The sequence below is a fragment of the Ovoidimarina sediminis genome, from assembly GCF_032586175.1.
Classification (GTDB): Bacteria; Pseudomonadota; Alphaproteobacteria; order Rhodobacterales; family Rhodobacteraceae; genus Ovoidimarina; species Ovoidimarina sediminis.
Genome location: NZ_JAWHTE010000041.1, coordinates 1 through 25,745 on the forward strand (window position 1 = coordinate 1; position 25,745 = coordinate 25,745).

General features: G+C 64.5%; 26 protein-coding genes. 21 read left to right on the forward strand and 5 right to left on the reverse strand.

Annotation, left to right across the window (positions count from 1 at the left end; genetic code table 11):
• Positions 1-312: FGGY-family carbohydrate kinase (locus RXV90_RS24490; RefSeq protein WP_316652815.1), on the forward strand; the 312-nt coding region annotated here is incomplete at its 5' end.
• 6 nt (positions 313-318) lie between these two features.
• Here RXV90_RS24490 and RXV90_RS24495 read toward each other — a convergent pair.
• Positions 319-954, reverse strand: coding sequence for a TetR/AcrR family transcriptional regulator (locus tag RXV90_RS24495; protein WP_316652817.1), 636 nt, complete (start codon positions 952-954; stop codon positions 319-321).
• A 206-nt stretch (positions 955-1,160) separates the two neighbouring features.
• On the opposite strand from RXV90_RS24495, the gene RXV90_RS24500 reads away from it, so the two are divergent.
• From RXV90_RS24500 to RXV90_RS24555, 12 genes are all read left to right on the forward strand, one after another.
• Positions 1,161-2,267 (forward strand): sugar ABC transporter substrate-binding protein, encoded by a 1,107-nt coding sequence (locus tag RXV90_RS24500; RefSeq protein WP_316652819.1) that lies wholly within the window; start codon positions 1,161-1,163, stop codon positions 2,265-2,267.
• A gap of 141 nt (positions 2,268-2,408) precedes the next feature.
• Positions 2,409-3,452 (forward strand): ABC transporter permease, encoded by a 1,044-nt coding sequence (locus tag RXV90_RS24505; protein ID WP_316652821.1) that lies wholly within the window; start codon positions 2,409-2,411, stop codon positions 3,450-3,452.
• An 11-nt stretch (positions 3,453-3,463) separates the two neighbouring features.
• On the forward strand, positions 3,464-4,966 hold the full coding sequence (locus tag RXV90_RS24510; RefSeq protein WP_316652824.1) for a sugar ABC transporter ATP-binding protein: 1,503 nt from the start codon (positions 3,464-3,466) through the stop codon (positions 4,964-4,966).
• Between the two features lie 17 nt (positions 4,967-4,983).
• Entirely contained in the window at positions 4,984-5,922 is a 939-nt protein-coding gene (locus RXV90_RS24515; RefSeq protein WP_316652826.1) for an ABC transporter permease, read from the forward strand.
• A 5-nt stretch (positions 5,923-5,927) separates the two neighbouring features.
• Positions 5,928-6,950 (forward strand): zinc-dependent alcohol dehydrogenase, encoded by a 1,023-nt coding sequence (locus tag RXV90_RS24520; RefSeq protein WP_316652864.1) that lies wholly within the window; start codon positions 5,928-5,930, stop codon positions 6,948-6,950.
• Positions 6,951-6,975: 25 nt separating this feature from the next.
• Positions 6,976-7,539, forward strand: a complete 564-nt coding sequence (locus RXV90_RS24525; protein ID WP_316652828.1) for a hypothetical protein — start codon at positions 6,976-6,978, stop codon at positions 7,537-7,539.
• A gap of 94 nt (positions 7,540-7,633) precedes the next feature.
• The gene (locus tag RXV90_RS24530) at positions 7,634-9,136 is read left to right on the forward strand and encodes an aldehyde dehydrogenase family protein (RefSeq protein WP_316652830.1); all 1,503 of its coding nucleotides are present in this window, start codon (positions 7,634-7,636) and stop codon (positions 9,134-9,136) included.
• Positions 9,136-10,737: a GMC family oxidoreductase gene (locus tag RXV90_RS24535; RefSeq protein ID WP_316652832.1), complete on the forward strand. Its 1,602-nt coding sequence runs from the start codon at positions 9,136-9,138 to the stop codon at positions 10,735-10,737. The genes RXV90_RS24530 and RXV90_RS24535 overlap by 1 nt, the downstream gene beginning before the upstream one ends.
• A 156-nt stretch (positions 10,738-10,893) precedes the next feature.
• On the forward strand, positions 10,894-11,484 hold the full coding sequence (locus RXV90_RS24540) for a hypothetical protein (RefSeq protein WP_316652834.1): 591 nt from the start codon (positions 10,894-10,896) through the stop codon (positions 11,482-11,484).
• A 37-nt stretch (positions 11,485-11,521) separates the two neighbouring features.
• Positions 11,522-12,250, forward strand: coding sequence for a hypothetical protein (locus RXV90_RS24545; protein ID WP_316652836.1), 729 nt, complete (start codon positions 11,522-11,524; stop codon positions 12,248-12,250).
• Positions 12,251-12,314: 64 nt separating this feature from the next.
• A complete protein-coding gene (locus RXV90_RS24550; protein ID WP_316652837.1) occupies positions 12,315-12,656 on the forward strand; it encodes a hypothetical protein in 342 nt (113 codons plus the stop codon).
• A gap of 124 nt (positions 12,657-12,780) precedes the next feature.
• Positions 12,781-14,271, forward strand: coding sequence for a hypothetical protein (locus RXV90_RS24555; RefSeq protein ID WP_316652839.1), 1,491 nt, complete (start codon positions 12,781-12,783; stop codon positions 14,269-14,271).
• Positions 14,272-14,334: 63 nt separating this feature from the next.
• Here the strand turns inward: RXV90_RS24555 and RXV90_RS24560 are convergent, their stop codons facing one another.
• The 3 genes from RXV90_RS24560 to RXV90_RS24570 form a co-directional block, all read right to left on the reverse strand.
• Positions 14,335-15,153 carry an aldo/keto reductase gene (locus RXV90_RS24560; RefSeq protein ID WP_316652841.1) on the reverse strand — a complete coding sequence of 273 codons (819 nt, stop codon included), beginning with the start codon at positions 15,151-15,153 and terminating at the stop codon, positions 14,335-14,337.
• Positions 15,154-15,243: 90 nt separating this feature from the next.
• Positions 15,244-15,699, reverse strand: a complete 456-nt coding sequence (locus RXV90_RS24565) for a MaoC family dehydratase (RefSeq protein ID WP_316652843.1) — start codon at positions 15,697-15,699, stop codon at positions 15,244-15,246.
• Complete coding sequence (locus RXV90_RS24570; protein ID WP_316652845.1) at positions 15,696-16,712, reverse strand: aldo/keto reductase; 1,017 nt, start codon at positions 16,710-16,712, stop codon at positions 15,696-15,698. The genes RXV90_RS24565 and RXV90_RS24570 overlap by 4 nt, the downstream gene beginning before the upstream one ends.
• Positions 16,713-16,855: 143 nt before the next feature.
• Between RXV90_RS24570 and RXV90_RS24575 the strand changes: the two genes are divergently transcribed.
• Positions 16,856-17,998 (forward strand): acyl-CoA dehydrogenase family protein, encoded by a 1,143-nt coding sequence (locus RXV90_RS24575; protein WP_316652847.1) that lies wholly within the window; start codon positions 16,856-16,858, stop codon positions 17,996-17,998.
• Positions 17,995-18,423: a GlcG/HbpS family heme-binding protein gene (locus RXV90_RS24580; protein ID WP_316652849.1), complete on the forward strand. Its 429-nt coding sequence runs from the start codon at positions 17,995-17,997 to the stop codon at positions 18,421-18,423. Before RXV90_RS24575 ends, RXV90_RS24580 begins: the two co-directional genes overlap by 4 nt.
• An 8-nt stretch (positions 18,424-18,431) precedes the next feature.
• On the opposite strand, the gene RXV90_RS24585 is transcribed toward RXV90_RS24580, so the two are convergent.
• Positions 18,432-19,088 carry a GntR family transcriptional regulator gene (locus RXV90_RS24585; protein ID WP_316652851.1) on the reverse strand — a complete coding sequence of 219 codons (657 nt, stop codon included), beginning with the start codon at positions 19,086-19,088 and terminating at the stop codon, positions 18,432-18,434.
• 134 nt (positions 19,089-19,222) lie between these two features.
• Here RXV90_RS24585 and dctP point away from each other — a divergent pair, with 134 nt between their 5' ends.
• From dctP to RXV90_RS24615, 6 genes are all read left to right on the forward strand, one after another.
• A complete protein-coding gene (gene dctP, locus RXV90_RS24590; protein WP_316652853.1) occupies positions 19,223-20,209 on the forward strand; it encodes a TRAP transporter substrate-binding protein DctP in 987 nt (328 codons plus the stop codon).
• A gap of 70 nt (positions 20,210-20,279) precedes the next feature.
• Positions 20,280-20,828: a TRAP transporter small permease gene (locus RXV90_RS24595; RefSeq protein ID WP_316652855.1), complete on the forward strand. Its 549-nt coding sequence runs from the start codon at positions 20,280-20,282 to the stop codon at positions 20,826-20,828.
• A complete protein-coding gene (locus tag RXV90_RS24600; RefSeq protein WP_316652857.1) occupies positions 20,828-22,144 on the forward strand; it encodes a TRAP transporter large permease in 1,317 nt (438 codons plus the stop codon). The genes RXV90_RS24595 and RXV90_RS24600 overlap by 1 nt, the downstream gene beginning before the upstream one ends.
• The gene (locus RXV90_RS24605; RefSeq protein WP_316652859.1) at positions 22,141-23,400 is read left to right on the forward strand and encodes a malonyl-CoA decarboxylase; all 1,260 of its coding nucleotides are present in this window, start codon (positions 22,141-22,143) and stop codon (positions 23,398-23,400) included. Before RXV90_RS24600 ends, RXV90_RS24605 begins: the two co-directional genes overlap by 4 nt.
• A complete protein-coding gene (locus RXV90_RS24610) occupies positions 23,400-24,923 on the forward strand; it encodes a malonate--CoA ligase (RefSeq protein ID WP_316652861.1) in 1,524 nt (507 codons plus the stop codon). Before RXV90_RS24605 ends, RXV90_RS24610 begins: the two co-directional genes overlap by 1 nt.
• Before the next feature lie 89 nt (positions 24,924-25,012).
• On the forward strand, positions 25,013-25,745 hold a 733-nt coding region (locus RXV90_RS24615), incomplete at its 3' end, for a DUF4384 domain-containing protein (RefSeq protein ID WP_316652862.1).

The window sequence follows — 25,745 nt, forward strand, 5'->3', positions numbered from 1 at the left end:
GGCTACACGAGCACCGAGATGACAGTGGGCGGTGGGGCCGCGGCCTCCGACCTCTGGATGCAGATCCATGCCGACACTTCGGGCCTGCCGGTCCGCATCCCGGCATCTGCCGACGCGCCTTCGACGGGTTCGGCCGTGCTCGCCGGAGTTGGTGCGGGCCACTTCGCAACCATCGACGAGGGCATCGCGGCCATGGTCCGCCCCGGCCGATCCGTCGATCCGATCCCCGCCAATGTCACCCGCTACGAAGAGATCTACGCACGCCACCGGGAAATCTACCCGGCGGCCCGCAAGATCCTGACGGACGGCTGAGGGCGGTCAGTCCCGCTCCACCAGCCGCATGATCGTCTCGATGTTGAAGGCAAGCCGCTCCTTCAGGGCGCTCTCGGTCATGAAGTCGCGCTCGAAGAGGATCGCGCCCGTGAACCGGTTTGTCAGATAGTAATACCCGATCGCCGCAATCGTGATGTTCAGCTGCACCGGATCGATCCCGGGGCGAAACACGCCCTCCGCCTCGCCCCGCTTCAGGATATCGCCCACCATGCCCGTGAACCGCCGGCTCGCATCCTGAAGCCGCTCCGATCCTTCGATATGCCGGGCGCCGTGCAGGTTCTCGCTGTTCACGAGCCGGATGAACTCGGGGTTGTCCAGGTAATAGTGCCAGGTGAAAGTGACCAGCTTGATCATCGCCTCCCGCGGCGGCAGATGCTCGAGATCCAGCGCCTGCTCGGCTGTCCGGATATCCAGATAGGCCTCCTCCATCACAACCTTGAACAGCTCCTCCTTGCTGCCGAAATAGTGATAGATCATGCGCTTGTTGGCTTTCGCCTGGTCGGCGATCTCGTCCACACGCGCACCGCCCAGGCCAAGCCGGGCGAACTCTTTCTTTGCCGCCTCTAGGATTCGCGCCTTGGTCGCATCCGCATCCCGGATCCGGGGTTTCGTCTCCGTCATCGTCTCTCCAAGTCCTCGCCTGCCGGAATGATCGTCAGTCCGATCCTTGCCCCCAGCTAACACAGTTTCGCCCCTTATACCCGACTTGACAAAAGATGTAATCTGAAAGTAACTAAATAGTGCGTTACTAATCGAATCGCCTAACTGCGCACAGGGTTTCAACAGCAAGGGAAGTTCCCCGATCCGGGGAAAACTGGGAGGACAGCATGTCGTTCATCAAGAAATTCATCGATCAGGAGACGGTTAACCGCCGCGATCTCCTGTTGGCCTCGGCCTATGGCCTTGGCGGTGTCGCGGCAGCTGGCCTCATGGGTCCGGGCATGGCCCGCGCGGCCATCGCAGATCCGGCCATCGCCTGGTCCTACCGCAACCGCACCAACCCCTACTGGAACGAAATCGTCTCCGGCGGCGAGGCCTTCGTCGAAAGCCTCGGCAAATCGAAGGACTTCCTCACCCACCTGATCAACGAGGGCTCGTCCGAGAAATCCCTGGCCGACGTCAAGGCGCTCCTGTCGAAGACAAACGGCGACCTTGCACTTGCCATCGACACCAACGACGCCCCGAACGCCCGCCCGGTGGTCGAAGCCTGCGTCGAGGCCGGCGCCTACGTCTCCACCCTCTGGAACAAGACCGACGATCTTCACCCCTGGGATTTCGGCGACAACTACGTCAGCCACATGTCCTGGTCCGACGAGGGGCCCGCGGAACAGACCGCGCGCATTCTGATCGAGGCGATGGGCGGCAAGGGCGGCATCGTCCACCTCGGCGGTATTGCATCGAACAATCCCGCGATCGAACGCCTCAACGGCCTGAAAAATGCGCTGAAGGATTACCCGGATGTCGAGCTTCTCGACGCCCAGCCGGCCGACTGGGACACCCAGAAGGCCAACCAGGTCATGTCGTCCTTCCTGACCCGCTACGGCGACGAGATCACGGGCGTCCACTGCGCCAACGACACAATCGGCTACGGTGTGCTCGAGGCGCTTCGCGCCGAAGGCATGTCGATCCCGATCGTCACCTATGATGGCAATCCGCAGGCGGTGGAACTGGTGGCCAAAGGCGATATCCTCGCCACCGTCTTCACCAACCCTCACTGGGGCGGCGGCATTACGGCATCGCTCGCCTACCACGCTGCGACCGGCGCCTTCAAACCGTCGGAAGAGCCGAACGAGCACCGCGAATTCTACGGCCCGACGATCATGATCACGCCGGAAGATGCGCTGGAATTCAAGGCGAACTACCTCGACAGCGTGCCCGAATACGACTGGACGGATTTCTGGGGCCCCTCGAACGGCCCGATCCAGTACAAGTGACGCAATCCCGCGGCGGCCGGCGGACCGGCCGCCGCGCACCGGTCATCCGAACAGCGCCCCGCCGCCGCGCGGGCAGTGCAACCGGCGCCCGCCAGCGGCAGGCCCGGCCACAGCGCGATCTGTGAAAGGAAGAGGCACGACATGGCGGATGTAACCGTCTCGCGGATCGGCACCACGGGGGCCCTGTCCCGCGACCGCATCATCAAATGGGCGCCACTTCTCGTTCTCGCCTTTCTGATCCTTCTCTTTCCCTTCTTCGAATGGCTCGAAGACGCCCGCGCGGGCGAGGCACATGTCTACCTGCTCGACTCGCGCTTCTTCTCGATCCGCAACGCCGCCCGCATCGGCATCTCCGCCGCCCCGGCGCTCATGGTCGCGATCGGCGTAACCTTCATCATCATCATGGGATCGATCGACCTTTCGATGGAAGGCACGGTCTCTGTCTGTGCGGTAATCTTCGCATTTGCCTTCATCGCAATGGGCGGTACGATCCTCAGCTGGGCTTGGCTCGCCATCCCTCTCGCGATGCTCGTGGGCGCGGCGATGGGGTTCCTCAACGGTCTCGTGCACGTCAAGCTCAAGATCCCCTCCTTCATGGCCTCGCTCGCCATGGGTTTCGTCGGCACCGGGCTGGCGCTTCTTCTGACCGGCGGTGACAGGATCCGCGTCGAAGATCCGATCTTCCGCGCCCTTCTCACAGAACGCTGGCTGGATTTCCCGGTGATGTGCTACGTCGCCTTGGGCTTTCTGCTGATCGCCTGGTTCATCCAGTCGCGCACCACGCTCGGCCGCAACTTTTATGCCGTCGGCGGCGGCGAGGAACTCGCCCACGCCTCGGGCCTCAACACCGCCCGCGTCCGCCTGATGGGGTTCACTCTCGCGGGCGTCTTCTTCTCGGTCGGTGCCCTCCTCGCGGTCGGGCGTATCGGGATCGCGGAAACCGCCACGGGCAACAATTTCATGTTCGTCTCGATTACCGCGGTCGTCGTCGGCGGCACGGCCCTCTGGGGCGGGATCGGCGGGGTCTGGAACACGCTCGTCGGCGTGCTCATCGTCAACGTGATCAACAACGGAATGGTGGTGATCGGACTCCCGGGCTGGGTGCAGGATGGCACGCTCGGCCTTCTCGTCATCGCCGCGGTCGTCCTCTCGACCGACCGCAAATCCGTCAGCTTCGTGAAATAGGGGGCGGCGCGATGTACGAACTCCAGGCGGTCGACAAGACATTCCCCGGGGTCCACGCGCTGAAGGCCGTGGATTTCAAGGTCAACCGCGGCGAAATCGTGGGCCTCGTCGGTGAAAACGGGGCAGGCAAATCCACACTGATGAAGGTGATCTACGGCGCCTACCAGCCCGACGGCGGCACCATCGCCGTCGACGGCAAGACAGTCCGCTTCCAGAACCCGCGCCAGGCGATGGATCACGGCATAGGCATGGTCTTCCAGGAACAGTCCCTGATCCTGAACCTGACAGTCATGGAAAACATCTTCCTCGGCTACGAACAGCAATTCGTCAGCTTCGGCGTCATCAACTGGAAGAAGATGACCGCCGCCGCCCGCAAGCAGCTTCAGAAGGTGAAGCTCGACATCGATCCGGCCACCATCACCTCGGATCTCAGCTTCGCCCAGCGCCAGCTCGTCGAACTCGCCAAGGTGCTGACGCTGGAAGAGCGGGTGGACGGCGATCTGGTGATCCTACTGGACGAACCCACCTCTGTCCTCGCCCGCGAAGAGGTCGAGCTTCTCTTTCGGCTCGTCCGCGAACTCACCAGCCGCGCCAGCTTCATCTTCGTCAGCCACCGGATGGACGAAGTGCTGGAACTGTCCGACAGGATCTATGTCATGAAGGACGGCGCGGTGGTGGATGTGGTCGACCATGACGCCGCCGATATCAGCACGATCCAGCACAAGATGGTCGGCCGCGACGTCGACAAGGAATATTACCGCGAACAGAAACAGAAACCTCACGGCGGCGAGGTGCTCGTCTCGTTCAAGAACGTCAGCGACGGGCGCAGGTACCATGACATCTCCTTCGATCTCCACCGGGGCGAGGTGCTCTGCCTCGTCGGCACCGAGGGCTCGGGGCGCGAGGCGATTCTGCGAACGGTCTTCGGCCTCGTCACGCCCACCGAAGGCAGCGTGACGATCAAGGGCAAGGACATCACCCGCTTCACCGCCCAGAACGGCGTGGCGCTCGGCGTCGGCTATGTCCCGCGCGAGCGCAAGATCGAAGGCATCGTGAACGGCATGAACGTCTTTGAAAACATGACGCTCAGCCAGATGCCGAAATACGCCTCCGCGGGGCTTCTCCGGACCGGCGAGGAAAAGGCCCTCGCCCGCGACTGGATCGAACGCCTCGCGATCAAGACCCCTGACATCTACAAGGATTGCGGCGGCCTATCAGGCGGCAACCAGCAAAAGGTCGTTCTCGCCAAGTGGCGCTCCGGCGGCTCCGACATCATCCTGCTCGATCACCCGACCCGGGGCCTCGACATCGGCGCCAAGGAAGACGTCTACGAGATGGTGCGCGGCATGTGCGACGACGGCGCGGGCATCATCCTCGTTGCCGACACGCTGGAAGAGGCGATCGGCCTCTCCCACACGATTCTCGTCCTGAAGGACGGGGAATTCCAGAAACGCTTCGACGGGAAACCGGGCGACAAGCCGTCGCTCTACGATCTCGTGCACCACATGATCTGAGGCCCGCGAGGATGAACATGGACCGCCTGAAACCCTATCTGCCCTGGATTACGCTGGTGGTGCTTGCGCTCCTCGTGGGTATCGCCAACCCGGCCTTCTTCAACCCCGTGGGGCTCGTCGATCTGGTGGCTGATATCGTGCCGCTCTTCATCATGGCGCTGGGGATGACCTTCGCGATCTACATCGGCGGTATCGACCTTTCGATGCAGCAGATGGCGAACCTCGTCACCGTGATCGCCACGGTCTATCTCGCACAGTTCGGCATCTGGGTGGCGGGCATCTGCATCCTGACGGGCTTCGTCTTCGGGGCAATCTCGGGCTATGTCACGACGCGGCTCTATGTACCGTCCTTTGTCTCCACCCTCGCGATGGGCTTCGTTGCCCTGTCGGGCGCAAAGTTCCTCTCCGGTGAACGCGCTCTCTCGATGGATGCAACGCTCCGCAACGATACCTTCGGCTGGATGTTCGGCACCGTCGCCGGCATTCCCGGCGAACTCATCATCGCCGGTGTGCTCCTTTTCATAGCCTGGGTCCTCCAGACCCGAACGACCTTCGGGCGCGCGCTGAAGGCGGTGGGGTCGGGCGAACTTGCGGCTGTCGCCTCCGGCCTCAACGTCGATCGCATCAAGATCATCGCCTTCGCGATCTCCGGCACCTTTGCGGCCATCGCGGGGCTGATGTTCTCGGTGAAGCTGTCGGGCGGCGACGCGAACCTCGCCAATGGCTTTCTGCTTCTCGCCATCGTCGCGGTGCTGGTGGGGGGCACGCCTCTCACGGGCGGCGTCGGCGGCGTCATCAACACAGTGATCGGCACGCTCATCGTCGTGGTGATCCGCTCCGCAATGATCTATCTCGAGGTCGACGCCACACAGCAGCAGATGGTGTTCGGCCTCGTCCTCATAGCGGCCATCGCACTCACCATCGACCGCTCGAAACTGAGAGGGATCGTCAAGTGACAACCATGCGCGCCGCCGTCCTCACAAAGCCCGGCACCTTCGACCTGCGCGAGGTGCCCCGCCCCGATCCCGGCCCGGACGAGGCGCTGATCCGCATCGCACGCACCGGCATCTGCGGCACCGACATCCACATCTTCCACGGTCATTACGCCGCCGACAGTCTGCCGATGATCCCCGGCCACGAATTCACCGGCCACATCGCTGCGCTCGGGCGCGATGTGGCCGGACTCACCGAAGGCCAGCCGGTGGTCGTCGACACCAACATCGGCTGCCAGCGCTGCTACTGGTGCCGCCGGAACGAGATCCTGAACTGCCCCGAGATGCGGCAGATGGGCATCACGATGGACGGGGGGTTTGCAGACTACATCGCGGTCCCCGCGCGTCTCGTGATCCCCGCACCCGAGGATGTGCCCGCGAGGGTGCTTGCCCTCACCGAGCCCCTGGCCTGCGTCGTCCGCGCCGCGCGCAAGGCGCGCGTTACCTTCGCGCAATCGGTCCTCGTTCTCGGCGCGGGTCCGATCGGCAACCTCCATGTCCAGCTTCTCCGCACCATCGGCGCAGCCCCGATAATCGTCACCGATCTCAGCCCCGATCGCGTCGCCCTCGCGGTCAAGGCCGGCGCCGATTTCGGCGTCAGCGATCCCGCCGAACTTGAAAATACGGTGATGGCCGCAACCGGCGGGCGCGGCGCCGATATCGTGATCGAAAGCGTGGGCCACCCAGCGCTCTACGCCCAGGCCATGACGCTGATGCGCAAGGGCGGACACCTCGCCGCGTTCGGCCTCACCGGCGCAGGCGAGACACTGCCGGTCGATATCCTCGAGACCATCCTGCGCGAAACCTCGATCAAGGGGTCAGTGGCCGGCATGGGGCCCGATATGCACGACGCCCTGACGCTCCTTGCGCACGGGCGCATCAGGACCGCCCCCTTCACCGGGGCCGAATACCCGCTCGAGGATATCCAGACGGCCTTCGACACATTCGCCGACCGGCCGCAGGATCTGAAAACCCAGATCGTCATGGGCTGAAAAGCGGCCCGAGGGAGGAGGACCGATGAAAACCGAACGCTACAGCTCGACACCCCGGGGCATGATCCCGAACAGCCGATTTCCGCTCCTCGTTCACCGCGGGGCGATCCCCGACGGCGGCACCGAGGCGGTAAAGGCCCATTTCCGCAAGAACGGCTGGAGCAACAACTGGGAATATCCCGGCGTCTACCACTATCCCCATTTCCACTCCACAACACATGAATGCCTTGGCTGCGCGGCGGGCTGGATGGAATTCAGCCTTTCGGTGGGCGACGCTGGCTGGACGCGACTGCGCATCGAGGCGGGCGATGTCATCGTGATGCCCGCAGGCGTCAGCCACGAACATGTCGATGCCTTGGATGACATCATGATGTGCGGCGGCTACGCCGGCGGGCGCGACTGGGACAACATCCAGGAAGCACACTTGACGCCCGAGCTTTACGCCCAGGCGTGCAAGCGGATCATGGCACTCCCGATCCCCGATCGTGATCCGGCGACGGGAGAGGCAATGACCGATTGGCACGCCGCCCCCTCCTCCGTAGACGGCGGCTGGAACGACTGGCGCGACGGGCTCGACAAGACCGCCTGAGCGGCGTCAATCGATCGCTTGCGCTTGACGTAACCATATAGTTACTTGTATGCCGTGACCAACGCATCAAGGGCTGCCATAAAAAGGATTCGCCATGGACAAGGCATCGTCGCACCTCGCTCCGCCGGAAACGCCCCGGGCATTCGGCTTCTATCTGGATGGCGGCTTCGTTCCGGCGGGCGAGCGCGAAACCTTCCTGCGCACCTCTCCCGGCCACGGCGTTCCGGTCACCTCCATCCCCACCTGCTCGGCGGAAGATGTCGACACCGCCGTTGCCTCCGCCCGCGCGGCCTTCGAGGATCGCCGCTGGTCGGGGCTGAACGGGGCCGACCGCGCTGCGGTTCTGCTCAGGACGGCCGAGATCATCCGCCGCCGGGCAGAGGAAATCGCCTATTGGGAAACCCTCGAAAACGGCAAACCGATCAGCCAGTCGCGCGCCGAGGTCGGCGGCTGCGTCGGTATGTTCGAATACGCCTCGGGCCTCGCCCGCTCGCTCCACGGCGACAGCTTCAACAACCTCGGTGACGGCATGTTCGGCATCGTCACCCGCGAACCGGTCGGGGTCTGCGGCGTCATCACGCCCTGGAACTTCCCGTTCCTGATCCTCTGCGAGAGGGTGCCCTACATCCTCGCCTCCGGCAACACGCTCGTCGTCAAACCCTCCGAATTCACCTCCGCCACCTCGCTCATCCTGGCCGAGATCATGACCGAGGCGGGCCTCCCCGACGGCGTCTTCAACGTGGTCACCGGCCCCGGGCGCACTGTCGGCCAGGCGATGATCGAGCATATGGATATCGACATGCTCTCCTTCACCGGCTCCACCCGCGTGGGGCGCTCGGTGGTCGAGGCGGCGGGCAAGTCGAACTTCAAGAAACTCGGGCTCGAACTCGGTGGCAAGAACCCGCAAATCGTCTTCGCCGATGCCGATCTGGAAGATGCCGCCGACGGCGTCGCCTTCGGCATCGCGTTCAACACCGGGCAATGCTGTGTCTCGGGCTCGCGCCTGATCGTCGAACGCTCCGTCGCCGATGCCTTCGGGCGCATGGTCGCCGACAAGCTCGCCAAGGCCGTCGTGGGCGATCCTCTCGACGAGGCGACCCAGATCGGCGCCATCACCACCGACGCCCAGAACGCCACCATCCTCGGTTACATCGCGAAGGGGCAGGACGAGGGCGCGCGCCTTCTCTGCGGCGGCGAGGCGCTCGACCTCGGCCAGGGGCAGTACATCGCCCCCACGATCTTCTCCGACGTCACCCCGTCCATGTCGATCGCCCGGGAAGAGATCTTCGGGCCCGTCCTCACCATCCTGCCGTTCGACACGGTGGAGGAAGCGATCGCCATGGCGAACGACACCGAATACGGCCTCGCCGCAAGCGTCTGGACAAAGAATATCGACAAGGCTCTGATGATCACGCGCCGGGTGCAGGCTGGCCGCTTCTGGGTGAACACAACCCTCTCGGGCGGACCCGAACTGCCGATCGGCGGCATGAAGGCCTCGGGCTGGGGCCGCGAAGCGGGGATCTACGGGGTCGAGGAATATACGCAGGTGAAATCCGTCCATATCGAACTCGGCAAACGCCAGCACTGGATCGAATGATGGCAGAGGCGGGCTATGACTACGTCATTGTCGGCGGCGGCTCGGCCGGCTGCGTCCTGGCCAACAGGCTCAGCGAGGACAGCACGGCGCGCGTCCTGATGCTCGAGGCCGGCGGACGCGACTGGCACCCGCTCATCCACATGCCCGTCGGCTTCGCGAAGATGACGACGGGCCCCCACACCTGGGGCTTCAACACCGTTCCACAGAAACACGCAAACGAACGCGAAATCCCCTACGCGCAAGGCCGCGTGCTCGGCGGCGGCTCCTCGGTCAATGCCGAGGTCTTCACCCGCGGCAACCCCGTCGACTACGATCGCTGGGCCCAAGAAGAGGGCTGCGACGGCTGGGCCTTCGAGGATCTCAAGCAGTATTTCCTCCGTTCCGAGGGCAACACGATCCTCTCGGGCGACTGGCACGGCACCGAGGGGCCCCTCGGCGTCTCGAACATCCCAGATCTTCAGCCGATGACCCGCGCCTTCGTGCAGTCATGCCAGGAACTCGGCATTCCCTACAATCCCGACTTCAACGGCCCCGTACAGGCGGGTTGCGGCGCGTACCAGACGACGACGAAGAATGCGCGGCGTTGCTCTGCGGCGGTGGGCTTTCTGCGCCCGGCGATGAAGCGTCCCAACCTCACGGTCGAAACCGGCTGCCTCGTCAACCGCATTACCTTCGAGGGCACCCGCGCCACCGGCGTCGAATACGTCACGAAATCGGGCTCCCACACCGTCCGTGCAGACAGCGAGGTGATCGTCGTCTCAGGCGCCATCGGCACGCCTAAACTGATGATGCTATCCGGTGTCGGCCCCGCGGCGCACCTCAAGGAGCACGGGATCGACGTGGTGGCCGATCTGCCGGGCGTGGGCTCGAATCTCAACGATCACTTCGGCATCGATATCGTGGCCGAACTCAAGGGCCATGACAGCCTCGACAAGTACAACAAGTTGCACTGGGCGGCCTGGGCCGGGCTGCAATACGTCCTCTTCCGCTCCGGTCCGATCACATCGAACGTCGTCGAGGGCGGTGCCTTCTGGTACGGCGACACCGGCGCCGACGTCCCCGATCTCCAGTTCCACTTTCTCGCCGGCGCGGGCGCCGAGGCCGGGGTGCCGAGCGTGCCCCCGGGATCCTCGGGCATCACGCTGAATTCCTACACGCTCAGGCCCAAGGCCCGCGGCACCGTCCGCCTCCGCTCCGCCCGCCCCACCGACATTCCGCTTGTCGACCCGAATTTCCTCGGCCATCCGGATGATCTGATAACCTCCGTCGAAGGCGTGAAGATCAGCCGCGAAATCTTCTCACAGCCCTCGCTTCAGAAATACATCCGCCGCATTCGCTTCCCCGATGACAGCGTGACGACGCAAAGCGAGTTCGAGGCCTATGCCCGCCAATACGGCCGCACCTCCTATCACCCGACCTGCACCTGCAAGATGGGCACCGACGAGATGGCGGTGGTCGATCCCCGGCTCCGCGTCCGCGGGCTCGATGCGATCCGCATCTGCGACAGCTCGGTGATGCCAAGCCTGATCGGCTCGAACACCAATGCGCCGACGATCATGATCGCCGAAAAGGCCAGCGACCTGATCCGCGGCAATCGGTAACGGTTTCTCCCTGTCAGACTGGGGCGCCATGAGTGGCGCCCTTTTTTCTTTTCCTCATGCTCCGGACACATCCACCGAATTGACGCCGATCAAGAAGCATCTCGCTTTGCGCATGTAAGATTGCGCTTGAGGATCAAGGATTTGGGGAGGGGATCCATGACATCTATCAAGGCGAAATCACACCCGATCCTGGCGCTGGCCGCGGCTGCCGTCCTGGCGGGGTGCGCCGGCGTTCAGGATACGACCGTATCAGTGCCGTCCCACGCCGCCGACGCTTCGGGCAGCCTGCTCGCCAGCGTTTCGAAACGCGCGGTCACCGTTGCCCCCTTCACGATCGACCGGGGCGTCGGCGAACTCCCGGGCCGGATCGGCGAGCGCACGACAGTTGGCGACGTCACGATGGGCTACGTCACCCTGACACCGCCCCCCGAGGTGCTCTTCACCAACGCCATTTCTGCCGAACTCGCCGCCGCCGGCCACACTGTCTCCGGTGGCCCGTCCCGCGTCAGCGGCACCGTGACACGTTTCGCACTCAGCACCCCGGCCACTGCGCTCTACTGGGATGTTACCATCGATGCGGCGGTGGCAATGAACGTCAACGGCACCAGCCTGTCTTACGCCGACCGCTGCGTTCAACGCACCTACAGCTGGCCGTCGGACGAGCTGATCGGCAAGCTCTCCCGCTCCTGCATCGCCAGCATCGCGTCGAAATTCAGTCGCGACCGGAGGGCTGCAAATGCCCTCTGACGGATCACCAGGTCGCGCCACTCGGGGAAAGTGCTCTGTGCTTCTCCTCGCTGCCGCGCTCGCATTGTCCGCCTGCGCGGCAAGCCAGACGGGCGTCGGCAGCGCCGATCGCAGCCGGTACACGTCGGTCGCGATCGTCCCCGACATCAACGACAGGCTAGTCACCGTTTACTGGGCCAATGCCCTGTCCAGCCCCTCGTCCTCCGAAGCACGGCTGGGCTGGAACGCGGCAAAAGGGGCAGGTCAGATTTCGGCCGAGATATTGTCGCACACGGGTGCATCAGTGACCGTCAGCTCCGACCCGACGGGTTCAGCCGCCAGATCGGCAGAGGTCGCGGTCATCCTGCGGCAGACACCCCTCAACGCTCTGGCGCAAAGCTACAACCCGGGCCAGGATATTCTTCTGTCCGGCGTCAGCGTGGCCGGCGCCGCCGCAGCGGGGGGTATGGCCACAGTCTCGATTCGTGGAGAGCGCGGGTTCCAGCCCCGATCGGTCCTGCACGTGAAAGGTGGCGGTGTGAGAGGCCGATCACAACTCGATCTCTGCGCGGTCGGGATCACACCCTACCTGGTCGATCCAAAAACCGGAGAGACGTTGAAGAAAGGGCGGCCCCTGACGGGCATCGAAAAGATCTCGCTCGGTGCGTCCGGGCGCAGCTGGCAGTCCTTCTCGGCAACCGAGCGTGCCACGATCCTCGCCTACTGCCAGTCCGCTCTCCGACGCGCGATTTCGCAGGCATTCGTGGAACTCGACATCGTGGATTGACGCTCACGAGCGGCAGCACCAGAACCTGTAGAGCAGTAGGTTCCGCCGACGACGGGAGGCCGACATGAACGGCAAAAGCGAACAGGATCTGATCGAAAGCATCATGCATCAGATCGAGGACGGCGCCCTCCGCCAGAAGCACGAAATCGATGCTCTGCTGGAGTGCCTGCTGGATTGCGTCCGCGAACTCACCCGGCTCCGAAAGCAATCCGCGGCCGAAGGGGACGCCGAAAAAACCGCAGACGCCATATGCCAGGCGGAAATGCGGGCAAGACGCACCCTTGCATCCCACCTCAAGGGCCTCAGCGATGCGGAACGCGAAGGCTTCTGCCTGGGCAAGATCGACCCGGCCGACGTCTGGCTCGGCGTGGGCCATTCCGCCACCGGCCACAATAGCGCGGGCTAGGTTCCCATATGTCACTGAACCGTGCCTGCCATGCAATCCGGCTACGGGGCTCGCCATCATTGCCGAAAATGTGCGACACTGTCCCCAAGCAGAAACGGGGCAGGACATGGAGCGAAAGAGATCCTTGGCTGAAAGGATCTGTGCCGATATGGGCTGGGATTTCGGCGCCACCTTCCGATATCAATTCCGGCTATCGAGACACCGATGGCAACCGCATGAGACATGGCAGGCCAACCGGATCGGTGACTGGCATCTCGCCCACTGCCCCGACCTTCCCTGCCACGACGTGATCCTGTCGGACGGAACCAAGGCCGGTCTCGTGCTCGGCACCGCGGTGGATGCATTAGGACAGATGCTGAACGGCGAGGCCCGCATATCGGAGGGTGCCAGTCTCCAGCATGTGCAGGCATATATCGAAGGCCTCGCGGGGCGGTTTATCGCCATTCTGCACCTCAACGCCGAGAACCGCGTCTATTTCGACCCGACCGCAGGCCTTTCGGCGGTTTATTCCCGGCAGGACCGCGCCCTCGCGTCGAGTGTTCACATGCTTCTCGACCGCGACATCATCCCCGAGCCGGCAGTCGGCGCGGATGCCGTCCTCAAGCGCGAAGCCCAGTTCCTCCTAGGTGAAACCTGCGACGCCGAATGCCGGCGCGTCATGGCCAATCACTTCCTCGATCTGAATACCTTCGAACTTGGCCGGCACTGGCCGAAGCCGGATGAACGCTTCGACCAGGGCGGGCGTGACCGCGCGGCGGTCGCACGCCAGATTGCCGACCGGCTGTCGCAGATCCTCGGTGCTCTGGCCTCCGGCGCCTCGGTCGCGCTCCCCCTGTCGGCCGGCACCGACTCCAGGATCCTGCTGGCTGCGGCAACCCCGCACCTGTCCCGGATCGATAGCTTCTACACCCACGACATCTACCGGGTGACCCGATTTGACCGGCAGGGCGCACAGTTGCTCGCCGACCTGACGGGCGTATCGCTGCAGGTGATCGACCGGGCCGCGCCGGAATTCACTGACTTCATGAACGACGAAGACCTGGAGGACTTACGCAGCAGGATGGCCGTGCGAACGGGGCTGGCCTTCAATGGAATAGATGCGGCAACCACCCGCGCAGTTAGTCTGACACCCGGCACCGACCTCGTCCTGCGCGGCAACGTCGCCCATATGACCCGCGCGAACAAGTGGACGCTCCAGTCAGCTCGCCACGGCGCATCGGTCGAGGATGGGCTGGCGGCCCTGTTGAACGTCCGAGCAGAACATTTGTCTGACCGGCTTGAACCGGCCCGGCTGAAAAGCCTGCGCGCCCGCTACGCGGCCTGGGCAGAAAGCCTGCCCGAAGGCGTGCGCACCCGCCTTCCGGATCTCGCCCATGCCGAGGTGTTCATGCCAACGGCCCCGAACAACGTCTACTACGCTTTCACGCGTAACTTCTACCTCAACCCATTCAACGACAGGCACCTTATCAATCTTACTGCGTGGTTTCACCCGCTTGCGCGGAAGAAGGGGCGCCTCGTCATGAAGATCATTGGCCATGCCAACCCGGCACTGAACGGCGTACCCTATCTCCGCGACCTGAAGCGTGCGGCCCGAGGAGCAATGGCGGCCGGCTAGGTGTTCAGCCCCCGCGCCAAGTTCCCGGCACCTCAGGCCGGCGCGGTTTGTGACTCTACTCCGTCAGTCCCACTTCGGCGCCCAGGGCACCAGGTCCTCCGTCACGATCCGATACCCCGTCTGCGTCAGCGCTTCGATCCGCGCCATGTCCACGTGGCTCAGCGTGAAATCCATCGTCTCGAAATTCGCCCGGATGTTCTCTGGCTTCGTTGACATCGTGTTGATGCTGACGCCCTTCTGCAGGATCCAGCGCAGCACCACCTGCGCGGCGGATTTGCCGTAACCAGCGCCGATCTCAGCGAACTCGGGATGCTTGAATACCTCGCCCCGCGCGACCGAGCAATAAGACGCCAGCGGAATGCCAAGCGCAGTCGCCCCTGCCATCAGCTTGCCCTGGTCGAGCAGCGGGTGAAATTCCACCTGGTTGGTCACGATGGGCGCATCGACGATCTTCACCGCCTCCTGCATCATCGCGATCGTATAATTCGACACTCCGATATTCTTCGTCAGGCCCCGCTTCAGGCAATCTTCCAAGAGTCTCAGGGACGGAGCGACATCACCACCGATGGGCGGCCAGTGCAGCAGCAGAACATCGACATGGTCGAGCCGCAGATCCTTCAGGCTCTGCTCCACCGAGGCCACGAAGCGATCCTCGGAAAAGTTGTCGGGATGCACCTTCGTGGTGACGCAAAGCTCCTCGCGTGCGATCCCCGTGGCCGCCAGCGCCTCGCCGGTTTCGGCCTCGTTTTCATACATTTGCGCGGTATCGAATGCGCGGTATCCCACCTCCGCGGCAGTCAGGATCGCATTCCGCGCCTCGTCGCCCCGAAGCGGAAAAGTCCCGAACGACCGTTGGTGTGTCTTCTCGAAATAAATGCTCATTTCTGCGCTTCCTCTGCAGTCTGAAACTTTGTAACCTTTTGGTTACTTAATGGGAAGACCGAACTTTGTTCGCCGATGTATGTCATGGGCCTACCGGTGCACCATAAGCCGGTTTGCCCCGGCCTGCACGGTCTCGCCCCGCTGGTTCACCACGTCGAAGTCCAGCTCGAGGATGCCCCGCGCTCCGTCGGCCACCGCACGCTTCCCCGCAACCGTGATCGTGGCGTTCAGACGGTCACCGATCAGCACGGGCTTCGAAAACCGCCATGTCCAACCAAGCGAGGCGATGGCGTCGAACTGCGCCGGCGCGGCGTTCTTCAGGCCATCGATCAGCGACAAGACCAGAAGCCCGTGCGCCACCCGCCCCGGAAACCCCTTCTCGCGGGCGGCGGCATCTTCCATGTGAATGGCGAAGCGGTCGCCGGTCAGCGCGGCGAAGGCGTCGATCATGTCGCTCGTCACCTCGACCGCACCTGTAGAGATCCGGTCCCCGGTTTCCACGGCGTCGAACCGGTGGATACCGGGCGGCAAGTCCCGTCCGCTCACGCGGGCGTCGCCGCGTCTTCGCGCAACAGGCCCTTTTGCTTCAGGTCCGCCCAGAACTCGGCCGGGATCGGGTGGCTGAACCAGTCGAGGTTCTGCTCAAGCTGCTCCACCGTCCGCGTGCCCGCGATGAAACTCGGAATGGCCGGATGCGCCACCACGAATTGCAGTGCGGCGGCAGGCAGGGGCACGCCGTGCTCGGCACAGACGGCCTCCATCTCCGCGACCTTCTCCATGATGTCGGCCGGCGCCGGGGCGTAGTTGTACTTTGCCCCCTCCTTCGCCCCCGTGGCGAGGATGCCGGAGTTGAAGCCCCCGCCCACGACGACTGCCGCCCCCCGTTCCTCGCAAAGCGGCAGAAACGCGTCCAGCGCCTCCTGTTCGAGAAGCGTGTAGCGCCCCGCCAGAAGGAAACAGTCGAAATCCCGCTGCTTCAGCGCCTCGTGGCACACCTCCCACTCGTTCACGCCCACGCCGATCGCCTTCACCACGCCCTGGTCGCGCAGGGATTCCAGCGCCCGCCACGATCCGTCCATTGCCTGCCGGAACACCTCGGGCTGTTCGTCGCCGCGCGTGAACACGTCGATATCGTGGATGAAACAGATATCCATCCGCTCCAGCGCCATCCTCTGCAGGCTGTCCTCGAAGGCCCGCATGGTGCCGTCATAGGTATAGTCGAACTCCATCACGAAGGGCGCGGCGTTCGTCCAGGGCGCAAAGTCGATCTCGCTCCGCTTCGCCGGCACCAGTCGCCGCCCGACCTTGGAGGAAAGAACGAAATCATCCCGTTCCTTCCAGCGCAGGCTCTGCCCTGTGCGCAGTTCTGCAAGCCCGTGGCCGTACATCGGCGCGGTATCGTAATAGCGCACGCCGCGATCCCACGCGGCCTGGATCATCCCGTCCGATGTCTCTTCATCGATCTCGCGGAAAATATTGCCGATGGGTGCTGTGCCGAAGCCGAAGGCGGTCACCTCAAGGTCGACACGGCCGAATTTCATCATCTGGTCGGGCTGCATGGGTCTCCGCCTCCATAAGTAACCAAACGGTTATTAACAGTGTACCCGGCCCGCTGGCAAGGGCGAAAATGTCCCATGGCGTCTTGACCCGGGATGGTCGCAACGCCTAAAGTAACCGAACAGTTACTAAATGGAATCACGGGATGTATCTTACCGAAACCCATCACCAGGTCCGCGAGATGGCGCGCGATTTCGCAGATGGCGTGGTGCGACCCCTGGCCGAGGAACTCGACCGGGACGAACGCTTTCCCGCCGAGATCTACGACCAGATGGGAGAGCTTGGCCTCTTCGGCATCTGCGTACCCGAAGAGATGGGCGGCCCGGGTTTCGACACCGTAACCTACGCGCTTGTGATGGAAGAACTTTCGCGCGGCTATTCCTCCGTCGCCGACCAGTGCGGCCTCGTCGAACTGATCTCCACCCTCCTCGTCCGCCACGGCACCGACGCCCAGCGCACCCGCCACCTGGGCGACGTGATGCGCGCGAAAACCAGGGTCGCCTATTGCATCACCGAACCCGAGGCCGGCACCGACGTCTCCGGCATCCGGACCGAGGCGGTGCGCGACGGCGACGGCTGGGTGCTGAACGGTGGCAAAATCTGGATCCACAATGCGCCCGTGGCCGATCTTGGCTTCGTCCTCGCCCGCACCGACAAGGCGGCAGGCAACCGCGGCATGTCGATCTTCATCGTCGATCTGCATGCAGGCGGCGTCGAGCGCGGCCCCAAGGAACACAAGATGGGCCAGCGGGCGAGCCAGGTCGGCGCCCTCACCTTCACCGATGTCCGCCTCCCGTCAGACGCGCTTCTCGGCGAAGAAAACCGCGGCTTCCACATGATGATGAGCGTGCTCGACAAGGGCCGCGTCGGCATCGCGGCATTGGCGGTGGGGCTCGGCCAGGCCGGGCTGGAAGCCGCGCTGGACTATGCCCGCCAGCGCAAACAGTTCAATCAGGCCATCGCGGAATTTCAGGGCGTCCAGTGGCTCCTCGCCGACATGGCCAAGGATATCGAGGCCGCACGCCTTCTCGTCCATTCCGCGGCCCACAAGATCGACATCGGCGCCCCGGCGACCAAGGCCTGCTCGATGGCGAAGTGTTTCGCGGGCGATATGGCGGTGGCCCGCACGGCGGATGCGGTGCAGGTCTTCGGGGGCTCGGGCTATATCCGGGGCTTCGAGGTCGAACGCCTCTACCGCGACGCCAAGATCACCCAGATCTACGAGGGAACCAACCAGATCCAGCGCATGATCATCGCCCGCGAACTTCTGCGCAACGGTGCCGCATGAGCGCGCCCTCCCGCAACCAGCCGGTCCTCACCTACACCGCCGCCGCGCGAATGGTTGCGGCCGCCGTCGCTTATGCGGAACAGAACGGCTGGTCCGTCGCCGTCGCGGTGGTCGATCCCTCGGGCCATTTGCTTGCCGCGGGCCGGATGGACGGCGCCCCCGCCCCGATCCTCGATTTCGCCACCGACAAGGCCTTCACCGCCACCCTGGGCAAGACGAGCCTGGCCTTCGGCGAACGCATGGCCGAGCTCAAATCCCTAGAACTGGGCCTCGGCACCCGCCCCCGCCTCCTCGCCTGGGAAGGCGGCGTGCCGGTCCGCGAAAACGGCGCGCTGATCAGCGCCATCGGCGTCTCCGGGGCGTCGGGTCACGAAGACGCAGCCTGCGCCCGCGCGGCAATCGGGGCGATTGGCCTCACGACCTGACCGCCCGCTCACTCCGCCGCGGGCTTGAGGCTCGCCATCAGGTGGTGGAATTTCTCTCCCTGCACCGCGACATGGGCGCGGATCGCCTCCGCGGCCCCCGCACCGTCGCCCGCCTCCAGCGCCGCGACGATCGCCTCGTGCTCCGACATCGATTGCCGAAGCCGTCCCCTCAGCCGAAGCTGCACCCGCCGGAACGGCTGTAGCCGACGGTGCAGGCGCAGGCATTCCTGTTCCAGAAACCCGTTCCCTGACTGGCGATAGAGAATGCCGTGGAAGCGTTCGTTTTCACGGTAATACCCATCCGCATCCTGCGCCTCGACGGCGGCGTTGCAGCGGGCGTTCGTCTCATGCAGGTCCTTCAACGCGGCATCGGTGATCCGGCTCGCCGCCAGCCGCGCACAGACGGCCTCGAGTTCGGCCATCACCTCGAACATCTCGATCAGCTCGACAGGCCCCGGCTGGCGCACGAAAACGCCCCGGCGCGGCAATTGCTCCACCAGCCCCGATTGCGCCAGCCGCAAAAGCGCCTCGCGCACCGGCGTGCGGGAGACCGAAAACCGCGTCGCAAGCTGCACTTCGTCCAGCCGCTCGCCATCGGCGAAGGTGCCGTCGAAAATCATGCCTTCGATCGCATCGGCGATCAGATCAGAGCGTTTGCGTTCCATGGGGCGCATGTTATCCACCCCCCTAAAAAACGCAAGATCGCAATTCTTGTATACAAAATTATTGACATCGAACACACAGGAAGTATGCCAAAGGCAGGCCCGGTCACGAATCGGGAAACAACGGGAGGACTTCCATGACACTGAAACTGACCGCAACGGTCGCCGCCGCGGCGCTATTCGCCACCACCCTCTGCGCGGGCGCAACCGAACTCCGCCTGTCCCACCAGTGGTCCGACAAGGACGTGCGCCACAAGGTGGCCCAGATCATCGCAGACGACGTGGCCGCGGCGGGCGTCGATCTCGACATCAAGATCTTTCCAACCCAGTCGCTCTTCAAGGCGCGTGAACAGTACAAGCCCCTGTCGCGCGGCCAGCTCGACATGACGGTCCTGCCGCTCAGCTACGCGGGCGGCCAGCAGCCGGCCTTCAACCTCACCCTGATGCCCGGCCTCGTGAAGAACCACGATCATGCCGCGCGCCTGTCCGAAAGCCCCTTCATGGAGGCCCTAGAGGCCAAGATGGCCGAAGACGACGTGATGGTCCTCGTCCACGGCTACCTCGCCGGCGGCTTTGCCGGGAAGGACAAGTGCATCACCAAGCCGGAAGATATCGCCGGGCTCCAGACGCGCGCGGCAGGCAAGGCCTTCGAACAGATGCTCGCCGGCGCGGGCGCCTCGATCGCCTCGATGGCCTCCTCGGAAATCTACAACGCGATGCAGACGGGCGTCCTCGACGCGGCCAACACCTCGTCCTCGTCCTTCGTCTCCTACCGGATCTACGAACAGGTCGCCTGCTACACTCCGGCCTCCGACGTTGCGCTCTGGTTCATGTATCAGCCGCTCCTGATGAACAAATCCACCTTCGACGGCCTGAACGAAGACCAGCAGAACGCCCTTCTCGCCGCCGCCGAAAAGGCCGAAAGCTTCTACCTCGACGAGGCCAAGAAGGAAGACGCGGCCTCCGTTCAGGTGTTCCGCGACGCAGGCGTCGAGATCGCTCAGATGAGCGACGAGGATTTCCAGGCCTGGCGCAAGGTCGCGCAGGAAACGTCCTACAAGGCGTTCCTCGAGGACGTGCCCGACGGGCAGGCGCTTCTCGACATGGCCTTCGCCGTCGAGTGATCCCGGCAGGGGCGGCGCACACCGCCGCCCCACCCCATCCCAAGCCAGAAAAGCACTGACGGAGGGTCCCATGGCGGTCCAGACTTCGGCTGCTGTCGCGCAGACCGGCAAAAATCCCTTTCTTCGCGCCGTCGCGGCTGTCTCGACGCTCGCGGGGTGGTGCTCGGCCGCCATGGTCGTCGCGGCGGTGCTAATCACCTGCCAGATGATCTTCATCCGCTTCGTCCTGAACGGCTCCACCGTCTGGCAGACAGAGGCGGTCGTATACCTCGTGATCGCGGCAACCCTGGTCGGCCTGCCCTATGTCCAGCGCCTGCGCGGGCATGTGAACGTCGATCTCGTGCCGCTCTGGTTCGCCCCGAAAGCCCGCTTCGCCCTCTGCATCTGCACGCTTTCGCTCTCCATCGCGATCGTCGCCGTGATGCTCTTCTACGGCTACGAATATTGGCATTTCGCCTGGGAACGCGGCTGGCGCTCCGATACCGTCTGGGGCGTCCGGCTCTGGATCCCCTACCTCGCGCTCCCGGTGGGCTTCGGTCTTCTTCTTCTGCAACTCGTCGCCGATCTCGTGGCGGTCCTCATCGGCACCGACAAACCCTTCGGACTGGAGGAAGGCTGATGGATCCCCTGCTGCTTGGCGGCCTCGTCGCACTGGCCACGATCTTCGTCCTCTTCTCCGGCGTCTCGGTGGCACTCGGCCTCCTGATCGTCTCGGCGGGCTTTCTCATCGCCTTCGATGGGATGCGCTCGCTCGAACTCATGCCTGAAATCCTGTTCGGCAAGCTCGACAATTTCGCACTCCTCTCGATCCCGATGTTCATCATCATGGGCGCGGCCATCGCCTCGACACGGGCGGGCGCGGATCTTTACGAGGCGCTCGAACGCTGGCTCACCCGCGTCCCCGGCGGGCTCGTCGTCTCGAACCTCGGGGCCTGCGCGCTCTTCTCGGCCATGTCCGGCTCCTCGCCCGCCACCTGCGCGGCGATCGGCAAGATGGGCATCCCCGAGATGCGCAAACGCGGCTACCCCGATGCGGTCGCGGCGGGCTCCATCGCCGCCGGCGGCACGCTTGGCATCCTTATCCCGCCCTCGGTCACCATGATCGTCTACGGCATCGCCACCGAAACCTCGATCGGGCGGCTCTTCCTCGCTGGCGTCATTCCGGGGCTGCTGCTTGTCGGCCTCTTCATGGCCTGGTCGCTCTACTCGACCTGGCGCTCGGGCGACGCATCCGTCCTCTCGGCGGGCAGCTACAGCTGGCGCGAACGGTTCGAAATCCTGCCCCGCGTCCTGCCATTCATCGCGATCATCCTCGGTGTCCTCTACGCGATGTATGGCGGCGTCGCGACGCCATCGGAAACCGCCGCCGTGGGCGCGCTCCTCTGCCTCCTGATCGCGATGATCATCTACAAGCTCTGGAATCCTGGCGATCTCTGGGTTGTCTTGCGCGATTCCACCAAGGAATCGGTGATGATCCTCTTCATCATCGGCGCGGCGGGGGTGTTCAGCTACATGCTGTCTTCGCTCTTCATCACCCAGTCCATCGCGGAATGGATCGGCACGCTCGACGTCAACCGCTGGGTGCTGATGGGCGCAATCAATATCTTCCTCCTGATCGCGGGCTTCTTCCTGCCGCCGGTCGCGGTCATCCTGATGGCCGCGCCGATCCTCCTTCCGATCATCACAACCGCGGGGTTCGATCCGATCTGGTTCGCGGTCGTCCTCACGATCAACATGGAGATCGGTCTGATCTCGCCGCCCGTGGGCCTCAACCTCTATGTCATCAACGGGATCGCCCCCGACATCTCTCTTAAGACGATCCTGAAGGGCTCGCTCCCCTACGTTGCCTGCATGGTGCTCGCGATTGTCCTTCTCTGTCTCTTCCCGGGCCTCGCCACCTGGCTGCCCGATGCGGTGATGGGGCCCGCGATATGACGATGCTCAGCGATCTCCTGTCGACTGTCTTCGACCGCCGGGTGCGCTTCACCGGCCCCGCCGGGGAAGACAGCCGCAGTACCGAGGAGCTCACCGACGCCCTCGTCAGCGCAGCGGGAGAGATCTCGGGCCGCACCCTCGGCGGCCGCATCCTCGACCGTTACGACGACATGGACGACGCCGAAAAGCGCGATTTCTTCCGCCACCTCACCACGTCGATGGATATCATTCCCGGCGATGTGCGAAGCAGCCTCGCCCGTTACGAGGCCGAGCCGTCGAAATCCGCCTACCGCGCCTTCCTCGAAGCCGCGGAACCCCGGCGGCAGGAGCTGATCCGCCGCCTCAACGGCGTCCCCGGCGCCACGGGGCGGCTCGTGAACATGCGCGCCGATCTCCTGCGCCTCACCCGCAACGACGCAAGCCTCGCCGCCCTCGACCTGGATTTCCGGCATCTCTTCGCCTCGTGGTTCAACCGCGGCTTCCTCGTTCTGCGCCCCATCAGCTGGGAAAGTCCGGCCCACATCCTCGAAAAGATCATCGCCTACGAGGCTGTCCACGCAATCGACAGCTGGGACGATCTGCGCCGGCGTCTCGAACCCGCGGACCGGCGCTGCTTCGCCTTCTTCCACCCCGCCATGCCGGACGAGCCCCTGATCTTCGTGGAAGTGGCGCTCACCCGCGGCATCGCCGGATCGGTCCAGGCGCTTCTGTCCGAAGACCGTCCGGTCCTGGCGTCGGAAGAGGCCGACACGGCGGTCTTCTACTCGATCTCGAATTGCCAGGCGGGGCTCGCGGGCATCTCTTTCGGCAATTCGCTGATCAAGCAGGTCGCCGCCGATCTCTCACGCGAACTTCCGGGCATCAAGACCTTCGTCACCCTCTCCCCGATCCCCGGTTTCGCCGGCTGGCTCGCCACTGCGCGGCCCGGCGCCAATTCGCCCGACGACGACACGCTGCGCGCTCTTGGCGCGTACTATCTGACGGCGGCAAAACGGCCCGACGGCCTACCCCTCGATCCGGTCGCCCGCTTCCATCTCGGAAACGGTGCGCTCGTTCACAAGATCCATGCCGGCGCCGACACTTCGGAAAAGGGCCGCGCCCAGTCCCACGGGCTGATGGTCAACTACCACTACGATCTCCGCAAGATCTCCGAGAACCACGAGCGTTTCGCGACGGCCCACACCGTGGCCATGTCCTCCGAAATCCGCTCTCTCTCCGCAACCGCCGCGAAACTCATGACCGAGGAGGCGCGCTGATGCCGAACCCTCTCTATGACACCCTCTTTGGATGCCATGCCGGCAAGACGACGCCCTTCCTCTACCTCGCGGACGGCACGGCCATGACGCACGCGGCTTTCCTCGCCACCGCCGCCCGCATCGCCCATGCCCTGACCAAGGCGGGGCTCGAACCGGGCGACCGGCTCGCCGCACAGGTCGAGAAATCGCCCGAAGCCCTCGCGCTCTACGCCGCCTGCGTTCAGGCCGGGATCGTGTTTCTGCCGCTCAACACCGCATACACCACAGATGAACTCACCTATTTCATCGAAAACAGCGGCGCCCGCATGGTCGTCTGTGACGCGGCGGGCGAAGCCGCGCTCGCCCCCATCGCCGAACGCCTCGGCGCAACTCTCAAAACCCTGAACGCCGATGGCGGCGGCACGCTCACCGACAAGGCCGACGCCCACCCAGAGGCGTTTCCCACCACCCCGCGCGAGCCCGGCGATCTCGCCGCCTTCCTCTACACCTCGGGTACCACGGGGCGCTCCAAGGGGGCGATGCTCACGCAGGACAACCTTCTCTCCAACGCCCTCACCCTGCGCGACCACTGGCGCTTCACGGCAGACGACGTTCTGCTCCACGCGCTCCCGATCTTCCACACCCACGGGCTTTTCGTCGCCACGAACGTGACCCTCGCGTCGGGCGGCGCGATGATCTTCCTGCCGAAATTCGATCTCGACCAGATGATCGCGCTGATGCCGAAGGCCACGGCCATGATGGGCGTGCCCACCTTCTACACCCGCCTGCTGGAAGACCCGCGTTTCACGCGCGAGCTTGCCACCCACATGCGGCTCTTCGTGTCGGGCAGCGCGCCCCTTCTCGCCGAAACCCATATCCAGTTCGAGCGCCGCACCGGCCACCGCATCCTCGAACGCTACGGCATGACCGAAACCAACATGAACACCTCGAACCCCTATGACGGCGAACGCCGCGCCGGCACGGTGGGTTTCCCGCTCCCTGGGGTCGAGCTCAAGATCACCGACCAGGCCAACGGCGACACCCTGCCCGAGGGCGAAGTCGGCCAGATCGAGGTGCGTGGCCCGAACGTCTTCAAAGGCTATTGGCAGATGCCGGAAAAGACCGCCGCCGAACTCCGCGAGGACGGCTTCTTCATCACGGGCGACCTGGGGAAGATCGACGAAGACGGGTATCTCCACATCGTTGGGCGCAACAAGGATCTCATCATCTCGGGCGGCTACAACATCTACCCCAAGGAAATCGAACTGGTGCTCGACGATCAGCCCGGCGTTCTCGAAAGCGCGGTGATCGGCGTGCCCCATGCGGATTTCGGAGAAACCGTGCTCGGCCTGATCGTCCCCGAACCCGGCGCCACCCCGGATCTCGACGCCATTGCCGAGGCCACCCGCACCGCGCTCGCCCGCTTCAAGCATCCCCGCAAGCTGCTCGTCATCGACAGTCTGCCGCGCAATACGATGGGCAAGGTGCAAAAGAACATCCTGCGCGACACGTATCGCGAGATGTTCACCCCGGCCACGACCTAGACCGCGATGCGGGATCCCGGGGGGGCGGCGCCGTCCGCGATGCCCTGAAGGCCCGGCTCGCCGCAGTCCCCTGCGCGCGGCTTCAGGCGATGTTCGATCCCGATACGGGCACCCTTGCGGTGGTGGGTCACGTGCCCACCCTGTCCCGCGCCGATGCCGTCCTGGCCGATCTGCAGGCCGCCGTCGGCGTCCACATCCCCGTCCGTGGCGATCTGCGCCTCCTGCCCGAACCGCAGTGCAGCGCGCTCGCCGGCGTCGACGCGCTCGGCCTGCCGCAATCCAGCGAACAGATCACCAATCCCCGCGTCGTCGGCCCCGACGCCTTCGCCCGCACCTTCGATTTCGTCGAGAACGATCGCCTGCGCCTCGATCTCGAAACCCCGGACTACGAAGCCTACCTCTATATCGACTACTTCGATGCCTCGGGTCAGGTCATCCACCTTGCCCCGAACGACATCGTGCCTCTCACCCGCCACCCGCCCGAGACCGAACTGCGCATCGGCGACGCCACCGGGAACGGCCCGGCGCTCGATATCCGGATCGGCCCGCCCTTCGGGCAGGAAATCGCCGTCGCCTTCGCCACCTCTGCCCCGCTCGATACCGGCGGCCGCCCGCTCTCCGAACCCGCCGGCCCCTATCTCGACTGGCTGCGCACGGAAATCGCCCGTACCCGCGCCGCCACCCCCGATTTCCGTGGCGAATGGGCGTATTTCTTCGTCACCACAGCCCCGCGGAACGCCCCCCGCGGTGGTGTCAGACGGATTCGAACTTGTCTCCAAAGGGACAGAATGACTGTCCCTATGCCGCGCCAAGTTCGCGCCA